The organism is Pantoea sp. SS70 (genome assembly GCF_029866845.1).
Taxonomy (GTDB): Bacteria; Pseudomonadota; Gammaproteobacteria; order Enterobacterales; family Enterobacteriaceae; genus Pantoea; species Pantoea leporis.
Genome location: NZ_CP117199.1, coordinates 2045520 through 2057466, shown reverse-complemented (window position 1 = coordinate 2057466; position 11947 = coordinate 2045520). Strand labels below are relative to the sequence as shown.

The window sequence follows — 11947 nt, the reverse complement described above, 5'->3', positions numbered from 1 at the left end:
CAAAAAGTATGACTGACAGAACCCAAACGCTGGACACGCCGCCGGTGGTCAACAAGAAAAAAAACGACAAGCAGCTGAATGTGGCGCGTCTGCTGCTGGAAGGGCGCGCGTTTATCGCGCTGCTGGTGATTATCGCTACCTTCTCCATGTTGTCGCCCAACTACTTTACCGGCGCTAACTTTCTCACCATGGCGTCGCACGTGGCGATCTTCGGTTTGCCGGCGATCGGCATGCTGCTGGTGATCCTCAACGGCGGCATTGATTTATCGGTGGGCTCTACGCTGGGTCTCGCTGGAGTGATGGCCGGATTTATGATGCAGGGCATCAGCCTGGAAGCGCTCGGCGTGGTGCTCTATCTGCCAGTGTGGGCGGTGGCGATTTTGACGCTGGTGGTGGGCGCGCTGGTGGGATTAGTCAACGGCGTGCTGATCGCCTGGTTCCGCGTTCCGGCCTTCGTCGCCACGCTCGGCACCATGTATGTGGCGCGCGGCATTGCGCTGCTGATCACTAATGGTCTGACCTACAACAAACTCTCCGGCAGCGAAGCGCTGGGGAATACCGGTTTCGACTGGCTCGGTTTTAATCGCCTCTTCAATATCCCGGTTGGCGTGCTGGTGCTGGGCGTGGTGGCGCTGGCGTGTGGTTTCCTGCTTAGCCGCTCAGCGTTTGGTCGCTGGCTGTACGCGTCGGGTGGTAACGAACGTGCGGCCGATCTGTCGGGTGTGCCGGTGAAGCGCATCAAAATCAGCGTCTATGTGTTGTCTGGCGTCTGCGCGGCACTCGCCGGGCTGGTGCTCTCCTCACAGCTCACCTCGGCCGGCCCAACCGCTGGTACCACTTATGAACTGACTGCGATTGCGGCAGTGGTGATTGGTGGCGCGGCCCTGACCGGTGGACGCGGCAACGTGCGCGGCACGCTGCTTGGCGCGTTCGTGATTGGTTTTCTCTCTGATGGCCTGGTGATTATCGGCGTCTCTGCTTACTGGCAGACGGTGTTCACTGGTGCCGTGATCGTGCTGGCGGTATTGCTCAACACCTTGCAATACGGACGACGCGCTCGCTAACTCACGCGCGCTGTTTCAGCAGCGCGCGGATATCCGTAAAACCTGTACCCCAAATAATAACGGAGCACCAACTATGTTCACTAAACGTCTCTTCATCGCGGCTGCGGCTATGGCCATCACCACTTTTGCTGCACCCACCTGGGCAGATAACGGGTTAATGACCATCATCGTTAACGATCCTTCCAACCCTTACTGGCTAACGGAAGGCCAGGTAGCGCAGAAAGCGGCGGAAAAGCTGGGCTACAGCGCCAAAGTCAGTGCGCACAAAGGCGATACCAATACCGAAAGTCAGCTGATTGATACGGCGATCACCAATAAATCGAAGGCGATTATTCTCGATCCGGCGAACGCCGATGGTTCGGTCGGCTCGGTGAAAAAGGCCATCGCCGCCAATATTCCGGTATTTATCATCAATGCCGAACTGAACCAGAGCGGGCTCGCCAAAGCGCAGTTGGTTTCTAACAACGCGCAGGGCGCGGCGGTTGGCGCAATGGAGTGGGTGAAGCAGGTGGGCGATAGTGCGAACTATGTCGAGCTGGTCGGCCCGCCGTCGGATAATAACGCCGCTACCCGCGCCAACGGTTTTGATACGGTGCTGTCGCAATATCCCACGCTGAAGAAAGTCGGTCAGGAAGTGGCTAACTGGGATCGCACACAAGGCTTCAACAAAATGCAGTCACTGCTGCAAGCCAATCCCAACATCAAAGGCGTGATCAGCGGCAACGACGAAATGGCGCTGGGCGCGATCGCTGCGTTGAAAGAAGCTGGCAAGCTGAATCAGATCAAAGTCGGCGGTTTTGACGGTTCACCGGATGCGGTTGACGCTGTGAAAGCCGGTACGCTGGCCTACACTGTGATGCAGCCGGTGGCGCAGTTCGCGCAGAAAGCGGTAGAGCAGGCGGATAGCTTCCTGAAAACCGGTAAGACCGGTGCGGCCTCCGAGAAGCAGCTGTTTGACTGCATCCTGATCACTAAAGAGAACGCCGGTAACTTTGCTTCACCGTTTGTTCTGAAGCAGTAAAAGTGGCGCAATAAATTGCGCCACTACGCTATGTGCGTTTTTTATAACAACCACCTTTGAAACGCACGTATTCGTAGCGGCGCGATTTATCACGCAGTGTAACGTTAGTCGCAATTTGCCAAAATCCGTATTAAACGCTGTAATGAGTGCCGAAAACGCTTCTCGCTTCACTTTCCCGGATGAAATATGGCGCATAACCCGCAGGACTCTTCACTTGGCGTATTTATGGCCGAAACCTTACCCAGCGATAGCCGCCAGGCGCGTCAACTGGCCCGTCGCCAGTTAATCGCCGAAGCGGTGATGGCAGAAGGGGCGATTCGCATCGAAGACATCACCGATCGCTTCGGCATCAGTTTGATGACCGCCCATCGTGATATCGACGAAATGGTTGAGCGTGGCCTGCTGCATAAATCGCGCGGCGTGGTGTCTGCGACGCCAACCAGCCTGGTTGAATCCAGCGATATCTATCGCGCCACGCGTCAGCTGGAGGAGAAACAGGCGATTGCCGATGTCGCCGCGACCTACCTCGAACCGGGACAGGCGATTTTCCTCGATGATTCCACCACCGTGCAGCAGATGGCGCGGCTGCTCTCGGCGCGCGCGCCGCTAACGGTAATCACCAATTCCCTGACCCTCATGAACGAGCTGCGCAATGGCCGCGATATCACTTTGATGGGCCTCGGCGGGCAGTTCTATCACTGGTGCAATGCTTTTATGGGCCGCATGACGCGGGATGAAATTGCCAGCCTGCGCGCCGACGTGTTTTTCGTCAGCATGTCAGCGATTATCGATGATGCAGTGTTCCACCAATCCGCAGAAACGGTGGAGACCAAACGCGCGATGTTTGATGCCGCGCAGAAGCGCATTCTGATGATGGATAACACCAAGTTTGAACGCCGGGCGCTGCACCGTTTTGCGCATCTGAGTGAATTCGATGTGGTAATTGTTAATCAGGGCACGCCAGTGCCTATTTTGCGGCGTATGCAGGATTTAGGCGTGAATGTGGTGGTCGCCCCGATGAAAATAAATCATTCGGTTAATTCCTGAAAAGGCGGGCATCCTAAATGGGGACCTTTATATGACGTGCCAATCTTTACATTAATTTAAATATATCCCGCCTCGTTGATTTTTTTTACTTTCTTTAATCTGCTCAGGGTCTTATTCGGGGATTTCCTGGTTATGTACGCTGCGTAGTGCTCTATGGTTATTATTCGGCCCTGGTTCAGAATAATGAGGTATCTGATGCTGATTAAACTTAAACGCACACGAACGCATGATGAGGACAGGAATCTGGCAATGTGGCTCGCCACGGCCGCCGGCGTGCTCAATGCAATCGCCTTGGGGGCGTTTGGCTTTTTCCCCTCGCATATGTCAGGTAATACCTCTCAATTATCCAGCGAAGTATCGAACGTTAATTTCCGTGATATCACCTTTTTAGCCACCATCCTGTTTGCCTTTGTTTGTGGTGCGGTCACGGCGAGAATGGTGGTGATCAGCGGATTAGCCAATGGCAATCGCATTATATTCTGCCAAATATTGTGGGTTGAAGGGCTGGCCTTAATAGCGTTATCGCTGTTTGAAATGTTCTTTTATTCGTCAGCCAACAACCGGGAAGTTATTGTCATTCTGGGCTTCCTGATGGGCGTGCATAATTCAACCTCTACGCAGTTATCCAATGGTCGCGTGCGCTCCACCCATATTACCGGCACGTTGACCGATGCCGGAATTTCGCTGGCATCGGTATTAGCCGCTCTGTTCCGCCGCGATCCGTCGAAACAACTCTCGGGCCAGAAACGTCAGCTGTGGACGCATCTGACCACGATATTTTCCTTCCTGATCGGCGGGATTGTCGGCCTGATGATGTTTAAACATCTAGGTTTCAAAGCCATGTCGATGGTCGGCGGCATACTGCTGATTGTTGCCACATTGGCGATGGTGAGAACGGTGGCACGGGTAAAGCGGGCGGCTTCCTGACATGATGGAGCGTGTGCAAGGCGGCGACTTTTTCGCCGCCTCGCTAGTGCCAGCCGCAAATAAGAATTTTTACCTTCCGTCTCATCATAAAACACCTTAAATTCACGCCGACGAGCAGTACCAGTCACAACAGATTGGGTATTTTAACAACAATCAAATAAACACTTTTGCATGCCATCTATTCATGGCAGTGAGGCTTTGTATGCTTTTAAAACGCAGCTGTAATATTGCTATTGTCGTACTGGTCATGTTTTCTGTTACCGCTTGTGGCATGTCGCATCGTGGCAGGAATACCGCGATTGGTGCCGGTGTTGGTGCGGTAGGCGGTGCGGTACTTACCGGTGGTAGCACCTTCGGTACATTGGGTGGCGCGGCGATCGGTGGTTTAATCGGACACGAAGTTAGCAGGTAAGGAAATATTCTCGCGTAACTATGAACTTTATTTCACTCTCATTTATGCTGCATAGGATATCAATACTGTTCCTATCGCAAAATGAGGTGATGACATGGAGTTCCACCGTAAAAACTGGCATGAGAAAGCCTTCGATTTAGCGAATCGAGGTATTTCACTTGATTCGCTGGGTGAGCATCAGGCTGCAGCCTGTTCATGGGGTGCAGCCGCTGAATTAGCCAAAGCGCATCTGCGAGATGACGATATCTATTTCTGGATTATGAGCGGCTATGGCGCAATATTAATCCAGTGTCAGCGCTATCAAGAAGCAATTGAAGCGGCGAAAGAAGCCCTCGACAGGGAAGCGCAACTCAACCAAATACTTTCCCGAATGACGCTTGCGCGTGCGCTCTATGCTCTGGGTGCAATTGATGGCGCAAAATTTTATTTTCAGCAAATTTATGACATGAAAGGTGATGGCATTTTTGCTGCTTTACCCGAATTCGAACACGCCACCCTGAAGGATTTAGTCCGTTTCAGGAAATAACCGGAGAGGCTTTCTCTCCGGTTATCCTTCAAAAAACCAGCTGGACTTTAGCCGCACGCTCTTTATCCGCCGCCAGCTCCAGTGCGGCATTACCGGCAGTCTTTGCGCTCCTGCGTTAAGGACCATCACCGGCAGGCACGGACCGGGAGTGGGTATCATCCCGTTTTCCTGTACCAGTTGGGTAAATTCAAGCGCTCTGCTAAGCCGCTTATTGTCGACGACCGCGCCCTGATCAATCTCTGAAAGCCGATCGTAAGTGGAGCAGGGAAGAGCAATGCCGTTTAGACGGGGTTCTTTTTTCCCGTCAGGGTAATGGTAGGCGTCTTGACGAGCAGAAGCTCCATGATTTGGCTGGTTGCATCATCACTATAGACCAGCAGCATGCAGGCAGGACCGCGTTCCTCAAACCAGCGGTGATCGCAGCCGTCGATCTGTATCAGCTCGCCAACGCAGGCGCGACGATAGCGCGGCTGCTGGATCCTCGGCGCACGCATTTTCCGGGGGATCCAGAGTCCGGCGCGAACCATCAGCTGACGCACGGTCTCTTTAGCCAGCACAACGTCATGGAGTTCGGCCAGCTTCTCGCAGGCGAGCGTCGGAACAAAGTCGGCGTAATTATTTCGAATGATGCCCAGAGCAAGTTCAGCAAGGCCATGAACAAGCTGCCGATTACCGCGCAAAATCCACGGCGGCGGTTCGCCAGTGCCAGCAGTCCGGGATACGCTCAGAGAAAATGAAAAGCCGGTAATACACAGCGACAGAGGCAGTCATTATCGATGGCCGGGCTGGCTTGACGTATCAACGCGTCGGGACTTATAAGGTCCATGTCGCGCAAAGGTTGCTCATCGGATAACGCAGCGTGCGAAGGCTTCTTCGGGCGGGTCAAAAATGAAATGTACTACGGTAGAAACTGGGCGGGCGCAACGCTGGAAAATTTTATGTGCTTCCTGGACAGGTACATACGCTGGTATAACGAGGAGCGTATTAAAATCTCATTAGGTGCAATGAGCCCGGTGAAGTACCGGCAGCATCTGAGGATCTCAACATAACCAGTCCAACAAAACATCCGCATCTCCGAGGCGGACATCTGAATTTAGCCACTACAACCAATGTCTATCCATTATTAAGATGTCGTCTATCTGGCTAAGTTAAAGTGTCATTCTTTACATGGACAGAGTCTGGTTATCTGGGCGTGTTTCTGGGGTGAGCTACCCACGTATTTTCGGCAATCATCAGTTTTCTGACGGTTTCCTTTGAGATGCTCAGACCAAAACCGGCATTGAGTAATCGCCATGCGCCAGTCGGGCTCATACCGCGGCAGCGGGTGCGGATAAGCTTTATCACCTGAGCTTTCAGGTCGTCTTTCAGCTGATAGTTACCGGGTTTACCACGACGCCTGTTAATCAGTCCTTCCGGGCCATCTTCGCGATACCGCTTAACCGGGCGACGGCATTGCCGGCGGCTCAGCTCCATCGATTCGGCGGCGTCGGCCAGCGAGATATCCCGTGCCAGAAACGCTTCGATGAGGTCGGCGCGCATCTGGTCACGCAGCAGGACGAGTGGTTTAAATTCATTCATGCATTCACCTCTTATCGCTGCCTGCGGTTAGGCGGGCAGGGGAAAGACGTCAGCGCTTCAGGCTCGGAACAAAGTCTTCGGGGCTGACCAGCACGGGGTTGATTGCCCGCAACTCCTCAAGCGCACGCTCCTGAGCCGCCTGCGCGGCATTTTTTTACTTCGTGTACGCTGACCTTCGGCCTCCTGTTCGTCCTGCTTTTCCAGTGCCAGCCTCAGAACCGCGCCCAGTCGCTTGTTATCAACGATCGCCCCCTGATCCACACAGGCAAGACGATCAAAGACCTGATAGCGCAGCAGCCTGTGTGCATACCGGAAGGCGATTCTGCCGTCCGGATACTCGTAGACCGTGACTCTTTCGCCGGCGATCCGGGTGTTTTCATCTGTTGGATCAATGAGGTATATCATTTTATCATACTGAAATGTCAACGCTTTTGAGAGCTTGCGCAGGTCCTGCCAGGCAAAGATATCATCGAGTTCTTCCGGCGCTAAATCAGCCGGACGGTGCAAATCCTTCGGATACTTTGGCGGCCGCGAAAAACGCCGGTTAAAGTCATCGATAAAACCTGCAACCCAGCGGTTCGCCTCGCTAATGGAGCTGATGTTATGCAGCCGCATCTCCTTGACCAGCCGATCCTGCAACGTCTGGTTAGCGCGCTCAACGCGTCCCTTGGCCTGGCTGCTGTTGGCACAGATAAGCTCAATGCTCAGATCGCGCAGCGCACGTCCAAACTGCGTGGTTCCGCTGCGGCGCGCGTCCGTGCCGTTGACCCGAAATACGGCGTGCTTATCGCTGTAGAATGCGACAGGTTTTCCATGTAAATCAATGTATTCACGCGTAGCCGTCATATAATCAAACGCAGACTCAGAGTCACAAAAGCGAAGGTGCATCAGGCGGCCAGTGGCATCGTCAATGTACACGAGCAGGCAGCACTTCGGCGCGCGTTCCTCAAACCAGGCATGATGTGAGCCGTCCAGTTGAACAAGTTCGCCGAGGCAGTCGCGCCGGTGTCGGGGCTGATAGATGTGAACCTGACGCCGTGAATGTGGCCGCCAGAGTCCGTCAGAGATCATCCAGTTACGGACTGTCTCAACGGAAACCGGAATGCCGTGTCGTTCAAGAAGCTTCTCTGTGGCCAGCGTCGGACCAAAATCCGCATAGTGTTGCCGGATCAGTTGCAAAGCAGCGCAGCGTAAATCTTCGGGAATGCGGTTATTGCCGGGACGACCGCGCCGGGTAGAAACAACCGACGCCGCGCCGTGTTCACGGTAACGACGTAAAACACGTTGCACCTGACGAACGGTAAGTTCAAGAAGGCGAGCAGCTTCACGCTGCAGCAGAGTGTGGTCGTGAACGCGCTGGATGATGCCGAGCCGGTATAGATCTTTATCTGTCATAGTCACCAACATAAAGTCTGCATCCTGAGCTAAGCCTGAGGAGATCTAAGGTTAGTTCAGGGACGACATCTGTGAATTGTTCCGTACGACATTAGCGCTTTGGAGTAACAACCAAAGGGCGCATAATGTATATTATGTTAAATGAAGTATCTCATTGCGCACTTCAACCATTATCCGCTCATCACCTGCCTTCTTTCACCTCCGTCACCAACAATCCGTAACCCGCGATCATCCCGGCGACGGATTGTTGAACGCACGTTGCCGTTATCTGCGCCCTTTAATCACCGACGCCTTCCAGTTGAAATCACTGACTTCGCTCTCTTTCAACGATTCAGGTTTCTTCCTGCGCGTTGGCGTTTTCTTTGCCTTTTCAGCCAGCGCTTTCTCTTTGGCCAGTTTCGTCGTCATAATCTGCTGCCGGGCTTCCGCCGTGAACTCTTTCTCTTTCTTTGCATCCGGCTCTTTGCCAGTGCGCTGGCGATACTTCTCCATCAATCCCTTAAACGCTTCTTCTACTGCAACGCGTTCACTGAGATTGAATTGATCGATGGAAATCATTTTCTTGTCGTTCATAGCGTACCGTCCAATAGTGATTTTCTGGCAACAAGTGTACAGCATTTACCGGCAATGAAGATCGCACCATTGCCGCTTACGTGGCTTTCTTGTAACCTTTGCCGTCAACATTTTAAGGATTTCCTATGAACGATCATCGCTCCAAAGATCCCTTGCACGGCGTCACGCTTGAGATGCAAATTAATGCGCTGGTCGCCCATTATGGCTGGGCCGAACTGGGTAAGCTCATTAATATCAACTGCTTCAAAAGCGATCCAAGCGTTAAATCGAGCCTGAAGTTTTTACGCCGCACACCCTGGGCACGCGCTGAGGTTGAAGCACTGTATCTGGATTCACTGGATGATTTTGCTGCGGATAAGGCAGATGATTCCGCGCCAAATCCCTGGACTATGGGCAAAGATCAGTAATTTCTGGCGACAAAACCGGCAGCGCTACGTGAATTCTCGGCAACTTCCACCCTGCTCTTTTTGCAGAATTCACGTAGCGACATCATATAAGTTCTCCCATTTATCCTCCGCTCTGTCACTTTCATAACTTCCCAACCTTGCCCGCGTCATCACATTTTCCAATGACCGATCGTATTGTAAGTTTCCATGCTGCATGACAATATCGCTACATGTATATACATGTACCACCAAGAGAAGCCACATCATACTAACAATAATTTCCCATCTTTAGCCGTTTTAGCGAGGAAACTATGTCAGCCGAATCACCTGCAGCAGATTACGCCGGCGCAGAGAAACAGCGCCTGTCAGAAACGCGATCCATTGATTACATTCCTCCGAGCGAACGCCACGGACATCCTTTCAGCCAGTTCACCTTGTGGTTTGGTGGCAATTTGCAGATCACCGCCATCGTAACCGGCGCGCTGGCCGTGGTGTTGGGCGGCGATGTGGTGTGGTCGATCATCGGCTTGCTGGTTGGGCAAGTTGTGGGCGCGGCGATCATGTCACTGCATGCCATTCAGGGACCGCGTCTCGGATTGCCGCAAATGATCACCAGCCGCATGCAGTTTGGCGTATATGGTGCGGTAATTCCGTTGGTGTTGGTGTGCATCATGTATGTCGGATTCTCTGCCAGCGGCACGGTGTTGGCCGGACAGGCGCTCGCCAAACTGATTAATACCAGCAATGCGTCAGGCATGATCCTGTTCAGTGCGATTATCGTCGTCATCGCGGTGCTGGGATATCGCGTGATTCACAAGCTCGGTAAAGTAGCCAGCGTGATTGGCGTGCTTGCCTTTGTTTACCTGTTTATCACGCTGCTCTCAACCCATGATCTGTCCGCGGTGTGGCAGAACCAGCATTTCACGGTCGCTAACTTCCTGCTTGCGGTTTCGTTGTCGTCGTCATGGCAGATTGCATTTTGCCCGTATGTTTCTGACTATTCGCGCTATTTACCGGCTAACGTCTCAGCCAAAAAACTTTTCAGCTGCGTTTTCTTCGGCACGGTTTTAGGAACGCAGGCTTCAATGACGTTGGGTGTAATTGTCGCGGCGATTGTCGGTAAGGCTTTCTCTGGCAACGAGGTTGGCTATATTGTCAGTTTAGGCAGCAGCGCTACGATGGCGATGGTGATCTATTTTGCGATCTGCTTCGGCAAAATCACTTTCACCACGCTGAATGCTTACGGCAGCTTTATGTCACTCACCACCATCGTTTCTGGCTTCCGTCAGAAAACCGCATTAAGTCGTGGCGGCCGCATTCTGTTTGTGGTGTTGATGGTGACGATTTCTTGTGTGATTGCGCTGATTAGCGAACCCGCTTTCCTGAAATCATTCACCCATTTCCTGCTGTTTTTACTGGCCTTTTTTGTGCCGTGGAGCGCAATCAGCCTGACTGATTTCTACCTGATCACCAAAGGTAAAGTCGATGTACCGGCACTCTCTCAGCCCAACGGACGTTACGGTCGCTGGAACTGGGCGGGCATAATTGTCTACTTCTGCGGCGTGCTGGTACAGTTGCCGTTCATTGATAATCCACTGCATCACGGTTCGTTAACCTGGATTTTTGCCGGTAATGATGTGTCGTGGATTATTGGCTGGATTGTCACCGCACTGTTGTGGTTAGCCGCAAGAAAGGTCGATCGTCGAGGGACTTTGTCGCACTCTGCTTACCCCAATCAGTGACATTGTCACGTATGTCATATTAATGAATCGCGCTCACAAGTGCTTGCGACTTTGAGCGCATTATCATTCAGCCAGCCCACCGCTACACTTTAACTAACGAGAAATATAAGCAACTGTAAGGCGCACCTGGTCGCCATTAATGGCAATCCTTAGGGATTATTTGTAACTCACCACCGTCACCCAATTGGCGTCACCGCCGGCCGGTGCTTCGCCAACGCGCTTTAGCGCCCCGCTTTCTTGATCAATGGCATAGCTGCCGGTCACCGCACTCTTTTCGCCGCTGGCAATCAACCAACGTCCGTCAGCGGTGATCGCGATGCCGCGCGGCTGTTTCTCGACTTGCCAGCTATCAATCAGCGTCAGTTTGCCGTCTGCTTTGTTAATCCGGTATCCGCTGATGGTGCTGCTGGTCCGCTCGCTGACATAGAGAAAACGGCCATCCGGCGTTAGACGAATATCGGCCGCCCAGATGCGCGGCGTGGTGTCGCTGTAGCCCGGCGGTCGCTCTTTGCCGTGTTGCAGTTGATATTTTTCCGCTACCGCATTTGGCGTCTCCGCCACTTTCACCAGCTCACCGCTGGCTTCACGACGAAACTGCGTAATGATGCCGCCCATTTCACCGATGTTGTAGAGATAGCGATTATCCGGCGACAACACCGAATGGCGCGGTCCGTTTTCTGTCGCCGTTTTAACATAGCCGTTGCCTAACCCCGAAAGCTCGCCCTCGGCGCTCAGTTTCAATTGCAGCACGCGATCGGTGCCGAGATTGCCGACATAAGCCTGCTCGCCGCTCGCATCAACAATCACCGAGTGCGCGGCATGTCCGGTTTTGTAACTCCCGACCGGCGGCGCAATCAGCTTGCCGTCGCTATTGAGTCGATAAACGTGCACCACATCGCCATCATAGGAAGCGCCTAGCAGAAAACGACCCTGCGGATCCGTGCTGATGTAGGGATAGCTGGCCGCAGCGGATACGCTATTCAACGGGCTGAGATCGCCCGTTTTGCTGTCGATGTTCCAGCTCACCAGTTGCAGCGGTTTACTGCGAATCGCGGCGTACAGATGTTTATGATCGGCGCTCAACGCCATCGGCATCACTTTGCCGCCGACCTGAGTGCGTCCTAATAGTTGCAATGCACCGGTTTGCCCATTCAGCGCGTAGCGCGCGATGGTGCCATCATCGGCTTCTGAAACGTAGACAAAAGTCTGCGCCAGCAACGGCGCGCTGGCGGCCAACGATGCTAAAAGCGTCGCCGCGCGTAATAGGTTCTTCATG

At 53.2% G+C, this 11947-nt stretch carries 11 protein-coding genes and 3 pseudogenes; 9 read left to right on the top strand and 5 right to left on the bottom strand.

Annotated elements, in window-relative coordinates; translation table 11 throughout:
- The first annotated feature begins 8 nt into the window (after nucleotides 1–8).
- The 6 genes from PO881_RS09600 to PO881_RS09575 all read left to right on the top strand — a co-directional run bounded on the left by PO881_RS09600 (nucleotide 9) and on the right by PO881_RS09575 (nucleotide 4997).
- A complete protein-coding gene (locus PO881_RS09600; protein ID WP_225614355.1) occupies nucleotides 9–1064 on the top strand; it encodes an ABC transporter permease in 1056 nt (351 codons plus the stop codon).
- Between the two features lie 73 nt (nucleotides 1065–1137).
- Nucleotides 1138–2085: a D-ribose ABC transporter substrate-binding protein gene (locus PO881_RS09595; RefSeq protein ID WP_101764388.1), complete on the top strand. Its 948-nt coding sequence runs from the start codon at nucleotides 1138–1140 to the stop codon at nucleotides 2083–2085.
- A 186-nt stretch (nucleotides 2086–2271) separates the two neighbouring features.
- Nucleotides 2272–3132 (top strand): DeoR/GlpR family DNA-binding transcription regulator, encoded by an 861-nt coding sequence (locus tag PO881_RS09590; protein ID WP_101764389.1) that lies wholly within the window; start codon nucleotides 2272–2274, stop codon nucleotides 3130–3132.
- Nucleotides 3133–3327: 195 nt separating this feature from the next.
- Nucleotides 3328–4059: a YoaK family protein gene (locus tag PO881_RS09585; RefSeq protein WP_192411833.1), complete on the top strand. Its 732-nt coding sequence runs from the start codon at nucleotides 3328–3330 to the stop codon at nucleotides 4057–4059.
- 202 nt (nucleotides 4060–4261) lie between these two features.
- A complete protein-coding gene (locus PO881_RS09580; protein ID WP_061718879.1) occupies nucleotides 4262–4471 on the top strand; it encodes a glycine zipper 2TM domain-containing protein in 210 nt (69 codons plus the stop codon).
- Between the two features lie 94 nt (nucleotides 4472–4565).
- Nucleotides 4566–4997: a hypothetical protein gene (locus PO881_RS09575; protein WP_192411834.1), complete on the top strand. Its 432-nt coding sequence runs from the start codon at nucleotides 4566–4568 to the stop codon at nucleotides 4995–4997.
- A gap of 118 nt (nucleotides 4998–5115) precedes the next feature.
- Here PO881_RS09575 and PO881_RS09570 read toward each other — a convergent pair.
- Nucleotides 5116–5712: pseudogene (locus tag PO881_RS09570) on the bottom strand (hypothetical protein); the annotation flags it as partial.
- Nucleotides 5713–5726: 14 nt separating this feature from the next.
- On the opposite strand from PO881_RS09570, the pseudogene PO881_RS09565 reads away from it, so the two are divergent.
- Nucleotides 5727–6046 (top strand): annotated as a pseudogene (locus PO881_RS09565) (IS3 family transposase); the annotation flags it as partial.
- Between the two features lie 133 nt (nucleotides 6047–6179).
- On the opposite strand, the gene PO881_RS09560 reads toward PO881_RS09565, so the two are convergent.
- The 3 genes and pseudogenes from PO881_RS09560 to PO881_RS09550 all read right to left on the bottom strand — a co-directional run bounded on the left by PO881_RS09560 (nucleotide 6180) and on the right by PO881_RS09550 (nucleotide 8543).
- Nucleotides 6180–6575, bottom strand: a complete 396-nt coding sequence (locus tag PO881_RS09560; RefSeq protein WP_277974872.1) for a helix-turn-helix domain-containing protein — start codon at nucleotides 6573–6575, stop codon at nucleotides 6180–6182.
- A gap of 49 nt (nucleotides 6576–6624) precedes the next feature.
- Nucleotides 6625–7970: pseudogene (locus PO881_RS09555) on the bottom strand (ISNCY family transposase).
- A 264-nt stretch (nucleotides 7971–8234) separates the two neighbouring features.
- Nucleotides 8235–8543, bottom strand: coding sequence for a hypothetical protein (locus PO881_RS09550; RefSeq protein ID WP_110866151.1), 309 nt, complete (start codon nucleotides 8541–8543; stop codon nucleotides 8235–8237).
- Nucleotides 8544–8668: 125 nt separating this feature from the next.
- Here PO881_RS09550 and PO881_RS09545 point away from each other — a divergent pair, with 125 nt between their 5' ends.
- Together PO881_RS09545 and PO881_RS09540 are read left to right on the top strand one after the other, a co-directional pair.
- Nucleotides 8669–8950, top strand: coding sequence for a VF530 family protein (locus PO881_RS09545; protein ID WP_110866150.1), 282 nt, complete (start codon nucleotides 8669–8671; stop codon nucleotides 8948–8950).
- Between the two features lie 290 nt (nucleotides 8951–9240).
- Entirely contained in the window at nucleotides 9241–10671 is a 1431-nt protein-coding gene (locus PO881_RS09540; RefSeq protein WP_280172837.1) for a cytosine permease, read from the top strand.
- A 156-nt stretch (nucleotides 10672–10827) separates the two neighbouring features.
- Here the strand turns inward: PO881_RS09540 and PO881_RS09535 are convergent, their stop codons facing one another.
- Nucleotides 10828–11946 carry a beta-propeller fold lactonase family protein gene (locus PO881_RS09535; protein WP_110866148.1) on the bottom strand — a complete coding sequence of 373 codons (1119 nt, stop codon included), beginning with the start codon at nucleotides 11944–11946 and terminating at the stop codon, nucleotides 10828–10830.
- Nucleotide 11947: the final 1 nt, after the last annotated feature.